At 60.4% G+C, this 17902-nt stretch carries 16 protein-coding genes; 7 read left to right on the plus strand and 9 right to left on the minus strand.

Annotation, left to right across the window (positions count from 1 at the left end; genetic code table 11):
* Positions 1 to 15: 15 nt before the first annotated feature.
* From ACIO0C_RS13495 to ACIO0C_RS13520, 6 genes are all read left to right on the plus strand, one after another.
* A complete protein-coding gene (locus ACIO0C_RS13495) occupies positions 16 to 1209 on the plus strand; it encodes an SfnB family sulfur acquisition oxidoreductase (RefSeq protein ID WP_401312620.1) in 1194 nt (397 codons plus the stop codon).
* Complete coding sequence (locus ACIO0C_RS13500) at positions 1209 to 2567, plus strand: LLM class flavin-dependent oxidoreductase (RefSeq protein ID WP_401312623.1); 1359 nt, start codon at positions 1209 to 1211, stop codon at positions 2565 to 2567. Before ACIO0C_RS13495 ends, ACIO0C_RS13500 begins: the two co-directional genes overlap by 1 nt.
* A gap of 54 nt (positions 2568 to 2621) precedes the next feature.
* Positions 2622 to 3431 (plus strand): MetQ/NlpA family ABC transporter substrate-binding protein, encoded by an 810-nt coding sequence (locus ACIO0C_RS13505; protein WP_401312626.1) that lies wholly within the window; start codon positions 2622 to 2624, stop codon positions 3429 to 3431.
* A gap of 2 nt (positions 3432 to 3433) precedes the next feature.
* Positions 3434 to 4555 carry a methionine ABC transporter ATP-binding protein gene (locus ACIO0C_RS13510; protein ID WP_401312628.1) on the plus strand — a complete coding sequence of 374 codons (1122 nt, stop codon included), beginning with the start codon at positions 3434 to 3436 and terminating at the stop codon, positions 4553 to 4555.
* Positions 4545 to 5189, plus strand: coding sequence for a methionine ABC transporter permease (locus ACIO0C_RS13515; protein WP_008057629.1), 645 nt, complete (start codon positions 4545 to 4547; stop codon positions 5187 to 5189). Before ACIO0C_RS13510 ends, ACIO0C_RS13515 begins: the two co-directional genes overlap by 11 nt.
* A 125-nt stretch (positions 5190 to 5314) precedes the next feature.
* On the plus strand, positions 5315 to 5944 hold the full coding sequence (locus ACIO0C_RS13520) for a class I SAM-dependent methyltransferase (protein WP_401312632.1): 630 nt from the start codon (positions 5315 to 5317) through the stop codon (positions 5942 to 5944).
* A gap of 112 nt (positions 5945 to 6056) precedes the next feature.
* Here ACIO0C_RS13520 and ACIO0C_RS13525 read toward each other — a convergent pair whose 3' ends face one another.
* From ACIO0C_RS13525 to ACIO0C_RS13535, 3 genes are read right to left on the minus strand one after another with little or no spacing between them, the layout of a single operon-like run.
* Complete coding sequence (locus ACIO0C_RS13525) at positions 6057 to 9110, minus strand: efflux RND transporter permease subunit (RefSeq protein WP_401312635.1); 3054 nt, start codon at positions 9108 to 9110, stop codon at positions 6057 to 6059.
* A complete protein-coding gene (locus ACIO0C_RS13530) occupies positions 9107 to 10174 on the minus strand; it encodes an efflux RND transporter periplasmic adaptor subunit (protein WP_401312638.1) in 1068 nt (355 codons plus the stop codon). Before ACIO0C_RS13530 ends, ACIO0C_RS13525 begins: the two co-directional genes overlap by 4 nt.
* On the minus strand, positions 10171 to 11274 hold the full coding sequence (locus ACIO0C_RS13535; RefSeq protein ID WP_401312641.1) for an efflux RND transporter periplasmic adaptor subunit: 1104 nt from the start codon (positions 11272 to 11274) through the stop codon (positions 10171 to 10173). Before ACIO0C_RS13535 ends, ACIO0C_RS13530 begins: the two co-directional genes overlap by 4 nt.
* A gap of 188 nt (positions 11275 to 11462) precedes the next feature.
* Between ACIO0C_RS13535 and ACIO0C_RS13540 the strand changes: the two genes are divergently transcribed.
* A complete protein-coding gene (locus ACIO0C_RS13540; RefSeq protein ID WP_401312643.1) occupies positions 11463 to 12659 on the plus strand; it encodes an AAA family ATPase in 1197 nt (398 codons plus the stop codon).
* Positions 12660 to 12681: 22 nt separating this feature from the next.
* Here the strand turns inward: ACIO0C_RS13540 and ACIO0C_RS13545 are convergent, their stop codons facing one another.
* The 6 genes from ACIO0C_RS13545 to ACIO0C_RS13570 form a co-directional block, all read right to left on the minus strand.
* On the minus strand, positions 12682 to 13812 hold the full coding sequence (locus tag ACIO0C_RS13545; RefSeq protein WP_401312646.1) for an RHS repeat-associated core domain-containing protein: 1131 nt from the start codon (positions 13810 to 13812) through the stop codon (positions 12682 to 12684).
* A 171-nt stretch (positions 13813 to 13983) separates the two neighbouring features.
* A complete protein-coding gene (locus ACIO0C_RS13550; protein WP_008057641.1) occupies positions 13984 to 14766 on the minus strand; it encodes a MetQ/NlpA family ABC transporter substrate-binding protein in 783 nt (260 codons plus the stop codon).
* Positions 14767 to 15018: 252 nt separating this feature from the next.
* Positions 15019 to 15942, minus strand: a complete 924-nt coding sequence (locus ACIO0C_RS13555) for a sigma 54-interacting transcriptional regulator (protein WP_401312650.1) — start codon at positions 15940 to 15942, stop codon at positions 15019 to 15021.
* Between the two features lie 56 nt (positions 15943 to 15998).
* Entirely contained in the window at positions 15999 to 16580 is a 582-nt protein-coding gene (locus tag ACIO0C_RS13560; protein ID WP_007972928.1) for an alpha/beta hydrolase, read from the minus strand.
* A 170-nt stretch (positions 16581 to 16750) separates the two neighbouring features.
* A complete protein-coding gene (locus ACIO0C_RS13565) occupies positions 16751 to 17152 on the minus strand; it encodes a biopolymer transporter ExbD (protein WP_008055381.1) in 402 nt (133 codons plus the stop codon).
* Position 17153: 1 nt separating this feature from the next.
* On the minus strand, positions 17154 to 17879 hold the full coding sequence (locus tag ACIO0C_RS13570; protein ID WP_401312654.1) for a MotA/TolQ/ExbB proton channel family protein: 726 nt from the start codon (positions 17877 to 17879) through the stop codon (positions 17154 to 17156).
* Between the last annotated feature and the right edge of the window lie 23 nt (positions 17880 to 17902).

Below are 17902 nucleotides of genomic sequence, written 5' to 3' on the forward strand. Positions count from 1 at the left end.
GCTCTGGAGAAACTCATGACTCTTTCTCACCCCGTCGCGGTCATCACCAGCGATGAGCAAGCTTTGATTGTTGCCAGCGACCTGGCCGAAGATTTCAAACGCGACAGCGCCCTGCGCGACCGCGAACGCCGTTTGCCACACCCGGAACTGGAAGTGTTTTCCCGCTCTGGTCTCTGGGGCATCAGCGTGCCGAAGGAATACGGCGGCGCGGGCGTTTCCAACGTCACCCTGGCCAAGGTCATCGCACTGATCGCCCAGGCGGATGGCTCCCTCGGGCAAATCCCGCAGAACCATTTCTACGCGCTGGAAGTGCTGCGCGTGAACGGCAGCGAGGAGCAAAAAAAGCGCCTGTACGCCGAAGTACTGGCTGGCCAGCGCTTCGGTAATGCGCTGGCAGAACTCGGGACTAAAACCGCCCATGATCGCGTCACCAGCCTGACACGCGATGGCAACGGTTATCGCATCAATGGCCGCAAGTTCTACGCCACCGGCGCGATTTACGCCCAGCGCATTCCGACCTCGGTGATCGATGAACACGGTGTGCAGCAATTAGCGTTCGTTGCGCGCGACAGCAAGGGCCTGACGGTGATCGACGACTGGAGCGGCTTCGGCCAGCGCACCACCGGCAGCGGCTCGGTGGTGTTCGAAGATGTCTTTGTGGCCGCCGAAGACGTGATCCCGTTCCAGACAGCCTTCGAGCGTCCGACACCGGTCGGTCCGCTGGCGCAGATTCTCCATGCCGCCATCGACACCGGCATCGCCCGCGCGGCCTATGAAGATGCGCTGCATTTCGTGCGCACCAAAACCCGGCCGTGGATCGACGCCACCCATGAAAAAGCCACCGACGACCCACTGACCCTCAAGAGTTTCGGCCACTTGAGCATTCGTCTGCACGCCACCGAAGCCTTGCTCGAACGCGCCGGTGAATTCCTCGACAAGGCCCAGGCCGATACCAGCGCCGAGAGCGTCGCTGCCGCCTCGATCGCAGTCGCCGAAGCCCGCGCCATCAGCACCGAAATCTGCCTCGCCGCCGGCACCACTTTGTTCGAATTGGCCGGCAGCCAGGCCACCCTGATCGAGCACGGTCTGGATCGCCATTGGCGCAACGCTCGGGTGCATACCCTGCACGACCCGGTTCGCTGGAAATATCACGCGGTCGGCAACTACTACCTCAACGATGAAAACCCGCCACTGCGGGGGACCATCTGATGGCTGACGCGAAAAAGAAGATCCTGCTCAACGCATTCAACATGAACTGCATCGGGCACATCAACCACGGCTTGTGGACGCATCCACGGGACACCTCGACCCAGTACAAGACGATCGAATACTGGACCGAACTGGCGCAGTTGCTGGAGCGCGGGTTGTTCGACGGCTTGTTCATCGCCGACATCGTCGGCGTCTATGACGTGTACCAGAACTCGGTGGACGTGCCGCTCAAAGAGTCGATCCAGTTGCCGGTCAACGACCCGCTGCTGCTGGTTTCGGCGATGGCTGCGGTGACGAAAAACCTGGGCTTCGGCCTCACCGCCAACCTCACCTACGAGCCGCCGTACCTGTTCGCCCGGCGCCTATCGACGCTGGATCATCTGAGCCGCGGTCGCGTGGGCTGGAACATTGTCACCGGCTACCTCGACAGCGCCGCCAAGGCCATGGGCCTGAGCGAACAAGTGGAGCATGACCGCCGCTACGATCAGGCTGATGAATACCTGGAGGTGCTCTACAAACTCTGGGAAGGCAGTTGGGAAAACGGCGCGGTCATCAACGATCCGCAGCAGCGCCTCTACGCCGCGCCTGAAAAAGTGCACAAGGTCGAGCACAAGGGCGAGTTCTATCAGGTCGAGGGTTACCACCTGTGCGAGCCGTCACCGCAGCGCACGCCGGTGCTTTTCCAGGCTGGCAGCTCCGATCGCGGTTTGCTGTTCGCCGGGCGCCATGCCGAGTGCGTGTTCATCAGCGGCCAGAACAAGCCATCGACCAAGGTTCAGGTGGACAAGGTCCGCGCCAGCGCCGTCGAGGCCGGGCGTAATCCTGAGGACATCAAGGTGTTCATGGGGTTGAACGTGATCGTCGGCGCCACTGAAGAACTCGCCTGGGCCAAGCACGCCGAATACCTGAGCTACGCCAGCGCCGAGGCCGGCGTGGCGCATTTTTCGGCATCTACCGGCATCGACTTTTCCGAATACGCCATCGACGAACCGATCCAGTACGTCAAGAGCAATGCGATCCAGTCGGCGACCAAAAACCTGCAAAACAACGACTGGACCCGACGCAAATTGCTGGAACAACACGCCCTCGGTGGGCGCTACATCACCGTGGTCGGTTCGCCTGGGCAGGTGGCCGACGAGTTGGAATCGTGGATCGCCGAAACCGGCCTGGACGGCTTCAACCTGACGCGCATCGTCACACCGGAAAGCTATGTGGATTTCATTGAGCTGGTGATTCCGGAGTTGCAGCGGCGTGGGTCGTACAAGACGGCCTATAACAATGGCAGTTTGCGGGAAAAGTTGTTTCACGGTGAGGCGCATTTGCCTGAGCAACATACCGGATCTCATTACCGACACTAACCCGATCGTTCCCACGCTCCGCGTGGGAACGATTGCACTGACTGGAAAACAATCATGACCAAGACCCACTTCTCTAACCCAGTCAAAGCACTGGCCCTGGCCCTCGGCCTGTTCAGCTCTGCGGTGTTCGCCGCCGACGCGCCCCTGAAAATCGGCACCACCGCCGCCTTCGCCATTCCCCTGGAAGCGGCGGTAGAAGAGGCCGGCAAACAAGGCCTGAAAGTTGAACTGGTGGAATTCACAGACTGGATCGCGCCCAACGTCAGCCTCGCCGCCGGCGACATCGACGTGAACTACTTCCAGCACATCCCGTTCCTGGAAAACGCCAGGAACGCCTCCGGGTTTGACCTGGTGCCCTTCGCGCCGGGCATCATCAACAACGTCGGTCTGTACTCGAAGAAATACAAAAGCTTCGACGAGCTGCCCCAAGGCGCCAGCGTGGCCATCGCCAACGATCCGATCAACAGCGGTCGTGGCTTGCAGCTGTTGGCCAAGGCCGGCTTGATCACGCTTAAACCGGGTGTCGGCTACAAGGCTACCGAAGAAGACATCATCGCCAACCCGAAGAAAATCAAAATCCTGCAAGTCGAAGCCGTGCAACTGGTACGAGCCTATGACGACGCCGACCTCGTCCAGGGCTACCCCGCTTACATCCGCCTGGCGAAAACCTTCGACGCCGGTTCTGCCCTGCTGTTCGACGGCCTCGACCACAAGGAATACGTGATCCAGTTCGTGATCCAGCCGAAAAGCAAAACCGACCCGCGCCTGATCAAGTTCGTCGACATCTACCAGCACTCGCCGGTCGTTCGCGCCGCCCTGGATAAAGCCCACGGCAAGCTCTACCAAGCCGGTTGGGAGAGCTGAGCATGACGGCCGCGATCCAACGGCGACCGGATATTCCAGAGCCTCAGAAAGCCGAACAGACTGAACTACACCCAGACCTGAACCGTGCTCACGTGCGCTTCATCGGCCTGGGCAAAACCTACGACGGCAAGCAAGGGCCGGTGGCGGCGCTGCAAGGTATCGACCTGGCGATCCCGCGGGGTGAAGTGTTCGGCATCATCGGCCGTAGCGGCGCCGGCAAATCGTCGCTGATCCGCACCATCAACCGCCTGGAGCAACCAACTTCGGGTCGAGTGCTGATCGATCAAGTGGACATCGGCGAGTTCGATGAAGACCGCCTGGTGGCGTTGCGTCGGCGCATCGGCATGATCTTCCAGCACTTCAATTTGATGTCCGCCAAGACGGTTTGGCAGAACGTCGAGTTGCCGCTGAAAGTCGCCGGTGTGCCCAAGGAACAGCGCGAGCAGAAGGTTCGTGAACTGCTGGAAATGGTCGGCCTGCAAGCCAAGCACAAGGCTTACCCGGCGCAACTGTCGGGCGGTCAGAAACAGCGCGTCGGCATCGCCCGCGCCCTGGTTCACGACCCGGCGATTTTGCTGTGCGACGAAGCCACATCGGCACTGGACCCGCAGACCACGCAATCGATTCTCGGCCTGCTGCGCGAGATCAATCAGCGCCTGGGCCTGACGATCATCCTGATCACCCATGAAATGGCGGTGATCCGCGAGATCTGTGATCGCGTCGTGGTCCTTGAACATGGACGATTCGTTGAACAGGGGCCTGTCTGGGAAGTCTTCGGCAACCCGCAGCATGAGGTCAGCAAGACCTTGCTCGCGCCATTGCAGCACGCCCTGCCGCCAGAACTGCAAAGCCGCCTGCATCCACAACCGCAGTCCAAGGAAGACGCGGTGGTACTGCGCCTGCAATTCACCGGAACGGCCCACGCCGAACCGGACCTTGCCGCGCTGTTCAGCGCCCTCGGTGGCCGCGTGCGCTTGTTGCAGGGCGGCGTGGAACGGATTCAGGGACACGCCCTTGGGCAATTGCTGCTGGCGGTGACGGGCTCGTCCCTGGGCGTCGAAGAATTGCGCCAACGCGCCGGCCAGTGGGCGCAACAGGTAGAGGTATTGGGTTATGTGGTTTGATCGCTTGCTGCAGGGTTTCATCGACACCTTTCTGATGGTCGGCGTGTCGTCGTTGATCGCACTGCTGGCGGGCATTCCGCTGGCGGTGATCCTGGTCACCAGCTCCAAGGGCGGCATCTACGAAGCCCCGGCGCTGAACCGTGCGCTGGGTGCCTTCGTGAACCTGTTTCGCTCGATTCCGTTCCTGATCCTGATGGTCGCGTTGATTCCGTTCACCCGCTTGATCGTCGGTACCACGTACGGCGTGTGGGCGGCCGTGGTGCCATTGACCATCGCCGCCACACCGTTCTTTGCGCGCATCGCTGAAGTCAGTTTGCGTGAGGTCGATCACGGTTTGATCGAAGCGGCGCAGGCCATGGGCTGCCGGCGCGGGCACATCGTCTGGCATGTGTTGTTGCCTGAGGCACTGCCGGGGATTGTCGGGGGATTCACCATCACGCTGGTGACGATGATCAACTCATCGGCCATGGCCGGAGCGATTGGTGCGGGCGGATTGGGGGATATAGCCTATCGATACGGGTATCAGCGCTTTGATAGCCAGATCATGCTGACGGTGATTGTATTGCTGGTGGCGTTGGTGGCGGTGATTCAATTGGGTGGGGATCGGTTGGCTCGGGGCTTGAACAAACGCTAATTCAAGATCAAGAGATCGCAGCCTTCGGCAGGAAGCTTCTCTGTAGAAGCTGCCGAAGGCTGCGATCTTTTAAAGCGCGAAAGCGCTTATAGTTTGTGTATCTCCCTTTGCCTGCGCAGCCGACCATGAAACAGACTCCTGCCGACCTCGAGCACATCACTTCCACGACTCTGGGCCATTACGACTCGGTGGCAGAAGGGTTTCGCGAAGGCACCCGCGATCACGATGTCAGCCAGAATATCGACGCCCTGTTGCGCCACATTCAAGGCGAGCCACCGTTCGATATTCTCGATTTTGGCTGTGGTCCCGGTCGTGACCTGCAGACCTTTACGCGCATGGGCCACACGGCAGTCGGCCTCGATGGCTCGCAGAAGTTTGCGCAGATGGCCCGGGAGGACAGTGGTTGCGAGGTCTGGCAGCAGGATTTCCTGAAGCTGGACTTGCCCAACGAGCGCTTCGACGGGATTTTTGCCAACGCGGTGCTGTTTCACATCCCGCGCCAGGAGTTGCCCCGGGTCTTGAAGGAGCTGCGCGCGACTTTAAGGCCGGGTGGTGTGTTGTTCAGTTCCAATCCCCGGGGCGAGAACCAGGAAGGCTGGAACGGGCCGCGGTATGGGGCATATCACGATCTTCATACGTGGCAGCAGTTGCTGACTGAAGCGGGGTTTGTGGAGCTGGAGCATTACTACCGGCCGGCGGGCTTGCCGCGCGAGCAGCAGCCTTGGTTGGCGAGTGTGTGGCGTAAGTCGGCGTAGTCTGTTCTGACGCCATCGCGGGCAAGCCCGCTCCCACAGGGATCGCGTTGTTTATACCTACGCGGACAACTGTGGGAGCGGGCTTGCCCGCGATGAGCGCGCAGCGCTCGCCTTACCGCACTTCTTTTTTCGGCTCGTGGATCCTGTACCAGGCCACATACAACGCCGGCAAAAACAGCAGCGTCAGCAGGGTGGCGACGATGATCCCGCCGATCATCGCGTAGGCCATCGGCCCCCAGAACACTTCCCGGGCAATCGGGATCATGCCCAGGCTCGCCGCCGCGGCGGTCAGCAGGATCGGTCGCCGACGATGTTCGGTGGCTTCCACCACGGCATCCCAGGGTGAAGAACCTTCAGCCACGAACGCGTCGATCTGGGTTACCAGGATCACTGAGTTGCGGATGATGATGCCGATCAGCGCCAGGATGCCGAGGATCGCCACGAAACCCATCGGCGTTCCGGTCGGCACCAGCGCCAGCACCACGCCTATCAGGCCCAGCGGCGCGACGCTGGCCACCAGGAACATCTTCTGCACGCTGTGCAGTTGGATCATCAGGAAGGTGGCCATCAGGAACACCATCAACGGCACGACCTTGTTGATCGGCCCTTGGGCCTTGGCGCTTTCCTCCACCGTACCGCCCGTGGCGACCTTGTAACCTGCGGGCAATGAGGCGGCGAATTTCGCGATGTCCGGCTTGAGCTGTGTCACCAGGTCGGTTGGCTGGATATCACCGATGACCGCCGTCTTGATGGTGATCGTCGGTTTGCGGTCGCGACGCCACACCAGCGGTTGCTCGAGCTCGTAGCGCACAGAGGCAAACGCCAGCAGTGGAATCGAGGTGCCGCCCGGCGTGAGGATCTGCAGGTTCTGCAAGGTATCCGGTGAACCCCGCTCGGCGTCCACGGCGCGGCCTACCACGTTGATCAGGTAGATGTCGTCGTCGACCTGGGTCACTGTCGAGCCGCTGACGATGCTGTTCATCAGGTTGGCCACGTCTTCGGACGACAAACCTAGCTGGCGCGCCTTGTCCTGAGCGATGTCGATACGCAGCACCTTGCCTGGCTCGTTCCAGTCGAAAATGATTTCGCCGATGTGCGGGTTCTTGTCCAGTTGGCTGGCCAGATCGATGGCGTGCTTGCGCACCTGGTCGATGTTCGGGCCGCTGACGCGGTATTGGATCGGCCGCCCCACGGGTGGGCCCATTTCGAGCGCCTGAACGAAACTGCCGATGCCGACGAAGTCTTTGCGCAGGCGTTCACGCAGACGGTCGCTGAGGGCGGCGCGCGTCTCGAAGTCTTTACTCACAATCACCAGCTGTGCGTAGTAAGGGTTCTGCAGTTGCTGGTCGAGGGGCAGGTAGAAACGAATCGCGCCCTGGCCGATGTAGGTACTCCAGCGCACGATGTCCGGGTCACCCTTGAGTGTCGCTTCAAGCTTGTCCACGGCTTTGCGGGTTTCATCGATGGAGGCGTTTTGCGGCAGGTTCAGATCCACCAGGATTTCCGGGCGATCCGACGCCGGGAAGAACTGGTTCTGCACAAAGCCCATGCCGAGCACCGACAACCCGAACAGCAGCACCGTAATGCCGATCGCCCACCAACGGTTGCGCATGCTCCACAGCAGGCCGCCATTGAAGGCCCGCCCAAGGCGCCCAGGCTCTGCCGAGTGCGGCTTCACATTGGTGCTGAGGATGTGCACGCCGATCACCGGGGCGAACAGCACCGCGACAACCCACGAGACCATCATGGCCACGGCAATCACCGCAAACAGGGTGAAGGTGTATTCACCGGCCGAACTGCCATTGAGGCCAATGGGTACGAAACCCGCCACCGTCACCAGTGTCCCGGTGAGCATCGGGAAGGCGGTCGAGGTGTAGGCGAAGGTCGCGGCCTGGTCCTTGGTTTCGCCCAGTTCCAGGCGCGAGACCATCATCTCGACGGTGATCATCGCGTCATCCACCAACAGGCCAAGGGCGATGATCAATGCGCCAAGGGAGATCCGCTGCATGGTGATGCCGCTGTATTCCATGAACACAAACACCATCGCCAGCACCAACGGGATCGAGCACGCCACCACCAGGCCCGCGCGCACGCCGAGGCTGATGAAGCTGACCACCAACACGATCACCACGGCTTCGAACAGCGCACTGGTGAACCCGCCAACGGCCGCTTCGACGACGACAGACTGATCGGACACGTTGTGCACGCCGACGCCTACCGGCAGATCGGCCGTCAATTCGCTCATGCGCTGGTGCAGGGCCTTGCCGAAGTCCTGGATGTTGCCGCCCGTCTGCATGGCAATGGCCAGGCCAATAGCTTGCTGGCCATTGAAGCGAAACTCCGGGGTCGACGGGTCGACGTAACCCCGGCGGATGTCGGCAATATCGGCCAGGCGATAGAAGCGATCATTGAGCCGCAAATTGACGTTGGCCAGGTCCTGCTCGGAAATGAACTGCCCGGAGGTTCGCACGGAGATCCGCTCGGGACCGGCTTCGATCACCCCGGCTGGGGTCACGGCGTTCTGGGTCTGCAGGCTTTGTACGACTTGCTGCTCGTCGATGCCCAGCGCCGCCAGTTTGCGAGTCGAAAAGTTCAGGTAGAGCACCTCGTCCTGCTGGCCGACCATCTCGATCTTGCCCAGCCCCGGCACACCCCGGATATCGGCGCGCGCCTGCTCGACATAATCGCGCAACTGGCGCAACGACAGGCCGTCGGCGGTAAAGGCGTAGATCGAACCGAACACGTCACCAAACTCGTCGTTGAACGACGGCCCCTGAATACCCTGGGGAAACGAGTAGCGAATGTCACCGATCTTCTTGCGTACCTGGTACCAGATTTCCGGAATGTCCTTGGCCTTGGTGGTGTCGCGCAAGTACACATAGACCGTGGATTCGCCGGGGCGGGTGTAGCTTTTCACGTAGTCGAGGGAATCAAGCTCTTCGAGTTTTTTCTCGATACGGTCAGTGATCTGCTTGAGGGTTTCCTCCTGGGTCGCGCCCGGCCAGCGGGTCTGGATCACCATGGTCTTGATGGTGAATGAAGGGTCTTCCTCACGGCCCAGGTTCAGGTACGAGAACACGCCCATCAATAGCGAGACGAACATCAAATACCAGACGAACGACTGATGCTTGAGGGCCCATTCAGATAAGTTGAAACTCCCTTTCATTGTGGGCTGCCCTCGTCGACTTTCACTTTTTGCCCCGGCTTGAGGCTGTTCACACCGGCACTGACGACTCGCTCGCCGACCTTTATATCGTTAGCCAACACCACAGTGCTGTCCGTGCGGCTGATGATGCTGACATCTCGCGGGGACACCGTTTGCGTCTGCACATCGATGACCCAGACGCGGTTTTTGCCGTCGACCTCCTGCAATGCACTCAGGGGAAGCTCGATGCGCGGCTTGATCGCGCTTTTCAAGGTCACGCTGATCGCCGTCCCGAGGCGAAACGCGGGCGGTGTCTCGGCCAGCGTCAAGCGCGCGCGCCGGGTGCGGGTCGCACTTTCGGCCTGGGGTTCGATTTCACGCACAATGGCCGTGGTGGCAATACTCGGATTCAGCTGCGCGACGACTTGAAACACCACGTCGGCGGGCAACTGGTCGACCAGGGTGTCCGGCAGGTCGATCACCGCTTCCTTGATGTCCGGCTGCGCCAGGGTGACCACCTGCTGACCCGCGGTGACGACCTGCCCGGCTTCGGCACTCCACGCCGTGACCACCGCCTTGTGATCGGCGCGCAACTCGACATAGTTGAGCTGATCCCTGGCCTGGCTGACTGCGGCCTTGGCCTGGTCGAGCGAGGCCTGGGTGGTTTTCAGGTCGGTGATTGCACTGTCCAGTTGCGCCTGTGAACCCACCCCGCGATCGAACAATTGCTGCTGGCGCCGGGCGTTGGCCTGGGCGTTGATGAGTTGAGCCTGGACACTCGCCAGGTTGCCTTCGGCCGAGCGCAACTGGTTTTGCTGGTCGGTGGGGTCGAGCGTGGCGAGCAAGGCCCCTTTGTCGACCTCGGCACCGACATCGACGCTGCGACTGGCAATGCGCCCCGGCACACGGAAGCCGATATTGCTTTCATAACGGGCCTGGATGGTGCCAGCGAAACGCCCCAGATTCTGCTCGTCCAGGGCCTTGACCATAATCGACAGCACCGGACGCACCATTTCCGGGGCGGGCTCTTCTTTGGAGCAGGCCAGCAGCATCACACCGGCGAACACCAGTAGCAGACGCTTCATGGCTGCGCCCCCACGGACAATTCCTTGTAGGTGTCTTCGGCGACTTCCACCTTCACACCGGGGTGCAGCAGCTGGCCGCCGGCGATGACGACTTTCTCTCCGCCAGACAGTCCGGCGCTGATGATGACTTTACCGGTCAGGTAGCGGCCAACCTTGACGTTGTGCAATTGCGCCTTGCCTTCGCCATCCACCAGCCACACCGCCGGCTCGCTGATGTTTTTGGTCAGCGCCGACCACGGTAGCTCGACGGCGGACTTGCCACGGGTATTGGCGGTGGCACTCACCACCGAACCCAACTGCATCCCCGGCGGCAAGGCGTCGAGGGTGACTTTGACCTGCACTGTCCCCGTTTGCTCGGAGACGGCCGGGGTGACTTCGCGCACGGTCCCGGTGGTCTTGATCGCCGGATTATCCAGCAGGCTGACCACCACGGCCCTATCCGTCGGTGGTTCGGCCAGCAGCGATTCGTAGACGTTGAACACCGCATCCCGCCCCCCGTCCCGGGCCAGGCTGAAAATCGGTACCGTGGCCTGCACCACCTGGCCGACCTCGGCCTGCCGCGCCGTGATCACGCCCGGCGCGTCGGCGATCAATGCGGTGTAGCTCAATTGTTCACGGGCGTTGGCCAGTTCCGCCTGGGCTGCTGCCAGCGAACTTTGGGTGCTGCGCAAGGCCGCCTGGGCGGAATCGTATTCGCTTTGGCTGGTATAGCCCTTGGGCAACAGCTTTTGCTGGCGCACGAAGGCCGCGGCGTTCTGAGTGACCTTGGCCTGCTCGGCGACGACCTGGGCCTGCGCCGAGTCGACGTTGGTCTGCAGGTCCTTGGGATCGAGCCTGGCGAGCACCTGTTTGGCCGAAACCCGATCACCGACATCCACCATTCGCTGGATGATCTTGCCCCCGACGCGGAACGACAGCTCGGTCTGCACCCGGGCCTGGACGTCACCGGTCAGCGTGATGTTGACGGCGTAGTCGGCCAGCTTGACCTCTTGCACGAAAACCCGGGGCCGGTTCTTTTCGACCGGTTTTTCTTCACTGCAGGCGCTCAGCAAGGCCAACAGGCTCAAGCCAAGCGCTATTTTCAATCCGGGAACAACCATGCAGACTCCTTTGCGTTCAACGGGCGCGATTCGTCTGTGAGCTTAGAACAGGGATTAACCTTCGCCCACGCAAATTCAGCATTTACTCTGTAGGAGCTGCCGCAGGCTGCGATCTTTTGCATTTAAATGATCAAGATCAAAGGATCGCAGCCTGCGGCAGCTCCACAGGACCACAGAGAACGTCATTCGTGCTCAATACCCTCGCGGTGGCCAATTACCGCTCGATCAACAAACTGGTCATTCCACTGGGTCGGCTGAACCTGATTACGGGTCCCAACGGCAGTGGCAAATCCAATCTCTACCGTGCGCTACGCCTGTTGGCGGAAACTGCACAGGGCGGCGTGGTCAACGCGTTGGCTCGCGAGGGTGGGCTCCACTCGACCTTCTGGGCCGGCCCGGAAACCATCAGCCGACGCATGCGCAATGGCGAGGTGCCGGTCGAGGCGACGGTGAGACAGGGTGTGAAGCGACTGCGACTCGGTTTTTCCGGGGAAGACTTCGGTTACTCGATCAGCCTTGGGCTGCCCGATTCCAACGGCCATTTCATGCTGCCCGGGCACAGCTCACCCATCCCGTCGCGTTTCAGCCTCGACCCGCAAATCAAGCGCGAGTGTCTGTGGGCCGGGCCGTTCTATCGTCCGGCGAGCCTGCTGGTGGATCGCGATGGCCCGCTGATCCGCACTCGGGCCAACCGCAGTTGGGACGTGTTGGCGCAACACACGCCGAATTTCGACAGCCTGTTCGATCAGGTCGGCAGCCTGCGTACTTCGCCGGAGGTATTGGAGACCCGCGAGTTCATCCGCCGCTGGCGCTTCTACGATCACTTTCGCAGCGACGCCGACGCCCCGGTGCGTCAACCACAACTGGGCACACGTACCCCGGTGCTGCACCATGACGGCAGAGACTTGGCGGCAGCGTTGCAGACCATTATCGAAATCGGCGACCCCGAGGCATTGCGTAACGCGATCAGCGACGCATTTCCCGGCGCACGATTGCACATTGAACCGCTGGCCGGTGGTCGCTTTGCTATCGAGTTTTATCAGGATGGATTGTTGCGACCATTGTCTGCGGCGGAGTTGTCGGACGGGACGTTGCGTTATTTGCTATTGGTGGCGGCATTGCTGACGCCCCGGCCGCCGACGTTGATGGTGCTGAACGAACCGGAAACCAGTCTGCATCCGGATCTGCTGCCAGCGCTGGCGAGGCTGATTATCCGGGCTTCGGAGCAGTGTCAGGTTTGGGTAGTATCCCATGCGCGGCGCCTGATTTCGGCACTGCAAGAGGACCCAGAGTGCAATTGCATCGTGCTGGAGAAAAATCTTGGCCAGACTGGGATCGTCGGGCAGCGGATGCTGGATGAGCCAGCGTGGTATTGGCCGGATTGAGTCATTGATGTCAGGCGCCGATCTAAATGGAATTACGGCGAATGTTTTTTGCATTCCTGAAAATCTCAAGTTGCCTGTCGAGCTGGCTCCTCAAGAAGTCAGACTTTGGGTTAGCACTTGCTGGAAAATTGAATGACCAGCCATTCCCTTCGGGTGTCGGAAGCGGAGCTGAAGGACTTAGTGTAGTTGGCGTTTCAGGCGGAGCTGATGGCGCAGCCGTCATAGGATTTTTATAGTTTCCTGATTTCTCCCCGCTGTAGGCAAGCTTAATTCCTTCGGCTCTGTTCATCTTGTAAGCACGGAAGTTGTACGACACTGAAGTAGCTGAAGCCGTAAAAGACAACGCGCTAAAAACGGCCATTGTGATGAGCAGTGGATCCAGAGCGGAATTATCTGGATCCGTGGCAAGCAGGGCGGATCTCGCCAACCCCGCCCCGCCCCCGATCAATCCTGCCACAGCGCCTGCCATACCGGCATACCTGGCTATTTTCGAGAGCGGCGCGGAAGGCGAAGCACTCTTGATTTTTGAACTTTTGATAGAAAGCCTTGCCGAGAAAAGCCCGACTCCTGCCGAAACAAGAGTAAGGGCCGACACTCCAAGGATCAGCCAGGGTTGCCAGTTTTGCTCGGCCGTTTGTCCCATCGGATCACTGAAGTTCACCGGATCCCCCAGACAATACGCATAGGGATTCAACCCACCCCGACCAAACGGACTCAAGCGGTCCGGGCTGTTGAACCGCATAAACACTGGATTGAATGCCCGATGGCCGTTGCCCAACAAGTAATGCCCGGTAACCGAATCGAGCGCCTCACCGTTGTAACCCAGCAAACTGCCAAAGCCGGTATCGGCATGTCGGTGGCCATAGGGAGCATAAACCTGATGCACCGCTCCCCCGGAATCGACAAGCTGCAACACGGAACGCTGCTGATCAGTGGCCAGCAACTGGCGGCTGCGCTCATCCCCCTGGCGTGATTGCAGCGCCAACAATTGCTTGTCGTGCTGGAACACACTCTGGCTGGCCTGCCCCTGCAGCTCGGTCACCAGATGTTCTTGGCGGTAGAATCGTTGCAGCTTTTCTTGCCCGAAAAGCTCACGCCCGATCAGTTGATCCAGAGCGTCATAGCGATAGCGACACAATTGCGTTGTCCGCATTATGATCACCTCCGTTGGAGGCATTTAGCTTGCACCGCCAGAAGGATTAAGGCACCTAGCAGAACTGCTAGTTTTGGAGGAAACACGTTCTTTTGAACGGGCCCCATAAAAAACGCCGACGCTATAACTAGCCGTCGGCGTTGGCAACCTGGAAGGGGTTTACCTCGCGAATCAGAACGCCGGCAGAACCGCGCCGCTGTACTTCTTCTCGATGAATGCTTTCACTTCGGGACTGGTCAATGCCTTGGCCAGCTTCTGGATGGCGACGCTGTCCTTGTTATCAGGACGGGCAACCAGGAAGTTCACGTAAGGCGAATCGGCACCTTCGATCACCAGGGCGTCCTTGGCCGGGTTCAGCCCCGCTTCCAGCGCGTAGTTGGTGTTGATCATGTCCAGGTCGACCTGATCCAGCACACGCGGCAGCATGGCGGACTCAAGCTCCTTGAACTTGAAGTTGTGCGGGTTCTTGGCGATGTCTTTCGGGGTGGCCAGGGCGTTCTTCGGGTCTTTCAACTCGATCAGGCCAGCCTTCTGCAGCAGGATCAAGGCACGGCCGCTGTTGCTGCCTTCGTTAGGAATGGCAATGGTCGCGCCGTCTTTGAGCTCGGCCAGGGTTTTGACTTTCTTCGAGTAGCCGCCGAACGGTTCAACGTGAACACCGACCACGGTTTCCAGGTGAGTGCCTTTGCCTTCGTTGAAGCTTTTCAGGTACGGCAGGGTCTGGAAGTAGTTGGCGTCCAGACGCTTCTGGTCGACCTGTACGTTCGGTTGAACGTAGTCGGTGAAGACTTTGATTTCCAGGTCCACGCCTTCTTTGGCGAGGGTTGGCTTGATCAGCTCAAGAATCTCGGCGTGTGGAATCGGGGTTGCCGCTACCACCAGTTTCTCGCCAGCCTGGGCCAGGCCCGCAGTCAGGGCAGCCGCCAGTGCGGTGAACAACAGAACCTTTTTCATGCAGTGTCCTTATCGAAAATCACGGTCGCTTGTGGCGACGGCTAGATATTTAAGTGCCAGCGAAGTGCTATCTCTGGCGTGACGCGGACAATACCCGGATTTTTTATTCCCGAACAATATCTTTTATTCACTTTCATATTCCATTTTATTCATACAGCTCTAACTCGCACATTCCCTGTAGGAGCGAGGCTTGCCCGCGAAGCAGACGACGCGCTTTGTCTGATAGGACGCCTTCGCGGGCAAGCCTCGCTCCTACAGAATCCCGGTGTTTTTCAGGAGTTGTTTCAAGGCTTCTTTCTCAGTGGTGGAGCCATTGCCGAGTATCTGTTTGAGCTGCTGTTCGATCTGCTTCAGACCCTCATCAGGCAAATTCAAATGCTCCGGCAAAATCTCGTCACCGGTACTCACCAGCAGCGCAAAGTGAATGACGTTTTCCAGCTCCCGGGTATTGCCCGGCCAGCTGTGTCGCTCCAGCACTGCTTGCGCGGCCTCGCTGATCAACGGCACTGGCAGGTCCAGGCGCTGGCTGTAGATGCCGAGGAAGTATTCGGCCAGCGACAGGATGTCACCCACCCGCTCGCGCAGTGCCGGCAGTTCGAGCTGGCCTTCGCTGAGGTAGTGGTAGAGCCGCTCGTGGAATTTCCCGGCGGCGACCGCCTGGGCCAGGTCGATGCTGGTGGCGGCGACCAGGCGCACGTCCACCGGGCTCGGTTGGTGCGCACCGACGCGGGTCACTTCGTGGTTTTCCAGGGCGGCGAGCAATTTGATCTGGATCGGCAGCGGCAGGTCGCCGATCTCATCCAGGTACAGGGTGCCGCCGTTGGCCGAACCGAACCAACCGGCGCGACTGCTGGCAGAACCGCTGTAGCTGCCGGCGGCATAGCCGAACAATTCGGCGTCTGCGTAGGTGGGGCTGATCGCCCCGCAATTGACCGAGACGAACAAGCCGCCGCGATCACTGGCGCGATGGATGTGCCGGGCCAGCAGCTCCTTGCCACTGCCGGTTTCACCACGGATCAGCACCGAGATCGAGCGCGGCGCCAGCTGTTCCAGCTCTTGGCGCAATTGCCGCGAGCGTGGGTCGACGAATACCAGCGCCTTGGCGCGGATGCTCAGGGGACTTTTTTCAGCGTCAGGAAAGGTCAGCAGCGGCTGACCGAAGGTTTCAAAGCTCATGGCAGACTCCCGCCCAAAACCGCCAACGGACGGGGGCGTTGAAAAAAACAAAAGGTTCAGGCACGGCGCAGGGCGTGGTGTTCCATGCGGTTTTGCAGGCGATAGAGATAGGCAAAGCCCTGCTCCCAACGCTGATGACCCGACTTCACATTGATGTGCCCGGCACCCGCCAGGATCCCCGCTTCCGCACCCCAGTTACGCGCCAGCTCCAGAGCCCGCGGCGCGCTGACGGCGCTGTCGTTGTCGGAGCTGACGACCTGGCTGGGAAACGGCAGCAGGTCGGTTGGAATCGGTGCGAAATTGCGCAGGGCCGGCGCGCAGGCCGGGCGCTCGACGTCCGCCGGCGCGACCAGCAAGGCGCCACGTACCTGACGCAGAAACTGCACAGGCGCGGTAGCCGCCCAATGCGCGACGGTGATGCAGCCAAGGCTGTGGGCGATCAGGATCACGGGGGTGCTGTCGGCGGCAATGGCCTCGGCCAGCGCTGCCACCCAGTCTTCACGACGCGGTGTCAGCCAGTCCGCCTGCTCCACCCGTGCGCTGTTCGGCAAACTGTTTTGCCAATGGCTTTGCCAATGATCTTCTGGCGATCCTTGCCAGCCCGGCACAATCAGGTAACGAATTGACTCATTGCGCATGGGGGTAGCTCTCCTGCTGCGTGTCTGTTCCTGATCGAGTATAGGGACGGGATTTATATTCGTTAAGGAATAAGAAGCTATTTATTAAGACCCATATCGAATATAAGATGTGAAATAAAAAAGGGGCCGCACCCTGCCAAGGAGACGGCCCCGGAAAACTTGAAACGCTGTCAGCGCGCGGTGATCACCGACAACTTGGTAATCCCTGCCCGCTCGATCGACGCCATGGCCCGTGCCACTTCGCCGTAATTCACCCCGTCATCGGCCTGCAATTGCACCCGCACTTCGGGATCCTTGGCCTTGGCCGCCTGGAGCTTGAACTCCAGCAGATCAGGCTGGATTTCATCCTTGTTGATAAACAGCTTGCCCGCCCCGTCGATGCTCACCACCAGCGGGTCCTTCTGCTCCACCGGCGCCACGGCTTCGGTCTTGGGCAGGTTGATCGGGATCGCGTTGGTCAGCAGCGGCGCGGTGACGATGAACACCACCAGCAGCACCAGCATCACGTCCACTAGCGGTGTCACGTTGATCTCGCTCAGCACCTCATCGCTGTCTTGCGTGGAGAAGGCCATATCAGGACGCCTCCTTCACTTTTTGCGCGTTACCCGAAGCCGCAACCTTGTGCGCGGTCGGGTGAATCAACACGCGGAACGCACTCTTCTGCGCCAGGCTGTAGAAGTCGTGGGCGAAGTCGTCCAGATCCGCCGCCGTCAGCTTCAGGCGACGCAAAAAGTAGTTGTAGACCAGCACCGCCGGCACCGCGACGGCGATCCCCACACCGGTGGCAACCAGTGCTGCACCAATGGGGCCGGCGACTGTTTCCAGGCTCGCCGAGCCCGCTGCGCTGATGCCCTTCAATGCCTCCATAATTCCCCACACCGTGCCGAACAAACCAATGAACGGTGACGTGCTACCGATACTCGCGACCACCGCCAGCCCGGTTTCCAGCGACCGGCGCTCGCGCACGATCTGCTGACGCAAGGCCCGCTCGAGACGATCCTGATGATTGATCGCCTGGCTCAAATCCGCCGCCTGTGGCGCCTCGCCGACCTGAATCGCCGCATAACCGGCCTGTGCCACCCGCGCCGCAGCGCCCGGGTGGGTCTCGGCCAACTCTGCCGCCGAATCCAGGCTCGATGCGGCCCAGAAGCGCTTATGAAACTTTCGGTCCTGGGCTTTCAGGCGACCGAACTGCACGCCCTTGAGCAATGCCAGGCCCCAGGTGGCGACGGAGAAAACCACCAGCAGCCAGATCACCGCGCTTTCGATGGATTGGAGTGGAGATGCCAATAACGTCATGGTGAATTCCTCGTGTAAACGTT

Origin of the sequence: Pseudomonas sp. NPDC087336, from assembly GCF_044744285.1 — a bacterium.
Lineage (GTDB): Bacteria > Pseudomonadota > Gammaproteobacteria > Pseudomonadales > Pseudomonadaceae > Aquipseudomonas.

What these genes read in the sequence shown, in the direction of transcription:
- ACIO0C_RS13495 (WP_401312620.1), top strand. Translation starts at nt 16, where the DNA reads ATGACTCTTTCTCACCCCGTCGCGGTCATCACCAGCGATGAGCAAGCT.
- ACIO0C_RS13500 (WP_401312623.1), top strand. Translation starts at nt 1,209, where the DNA reads ATGGCTGACGCGAAAAAGAAGATCCTGCTCAACGCATTCAACATGAAC.
- ACIO0C_RS13505 (WP_401312626.1), top strand. Translation starts at nt 2,622, where the DNA reads ATGACCAAGACCCACTTCTCTAACCCAGTCAAAGCACTGGCCCTGGCC.
- ACIO0C_RS13510 (WP_401312628.1), top strand. Translation starts at nt 3,434, where the DNA reads ATGACGGCCGCGATCCAACGGCGACCGGATATTCCAGAGCCTCAGAAA.
- ACIO0C_RS13515 (WP_008057629.1), top strand. Translation starts at nt 4,545, where the DNA reads ATGTGGTTTGATCGCTTGCTGCAGGGTTTCATCGACACCTTTCTGATG.
- ACIO0C_RS13520 (WP_401312632.1), top strand. Translation starts at nt 5,315, where the DNA reads ATGAAACAGACTCCTGCCGACCTCGAGCACATCACTTCCACGACTCTG.
- ACIO0C_RS13525 (WP_401312635.1), bottom strand. Translation starts at nt 9,110, where the DNA reads ATGAAAGGGAGTTTCAACTTATCTGAATGGGCCCTCAAGCATCAGTCG.
- ACIO0C_RS13530 (WP_401312638.1), bottom strand. Translation starts at nt 10,174, where the DNA reads ATGAAGCGTCTGCTACTGGTGTTCGCCGGTGTGATGCTGCTGGCCTGC.
- ACIO0C_RS13535 (WP_401312641.1), bottom strand. Translation starts at nt 11,274, where the DNA reads ATGGTTGTTCCCGGATTGAAAATAGCGCTTGGCTTGAGCCTGTTGGCC.
- ACIO0C_RS13545 (WP_401312646.1), bottom strand. Translation starts at nt 13,812, where the DNA reads ATGCGGACAACGCAATTGTGTCGCTATCGCTATGACGCTCTGGATCAA.
- ACIO0C_RS13550 (WP_008057641.1), bottom strand. Translation starts at nt 14,766, where the DNA reads ATGAAAAAGGTTCTGTTGTTCACCGCACTGGCGGCTGCCCTGACTGCG.
- ACIO0C_RS13555 (WP_401312650.1), bottom strand. Translation starts at nt 15,942, where the DNA reads ATGAGCTTTGAAACCTTCGGTCAGCCGCTGCTGACCTTTCCTGACGCT.
- ACIO0C_RS13560 (WP_007972928.1), bottom strand. Translation starts at nt 16,580, where the DNA reads ATGCGCAATGAGTCAATTCGTTACCTGATTGTGCCGGGCTGGCAAGGA.
- ACIO0C_RS13565 (WP_008055381.1), bottom strand. Translation starts at nt 17,152, where the DNA reads ATGGCCTTCTCCACGCAAGACAGCGATGAGGTGCTGAGCGAGATCAAC.
- ACIO0C_RS13570 (WP_401312654.1), bottom strand. Translation starts at nt 17,879, where the DNA reads ATGACGTTATTGGCATCTCCACTCCAATCCATCGAAAGCGCGGTGATC.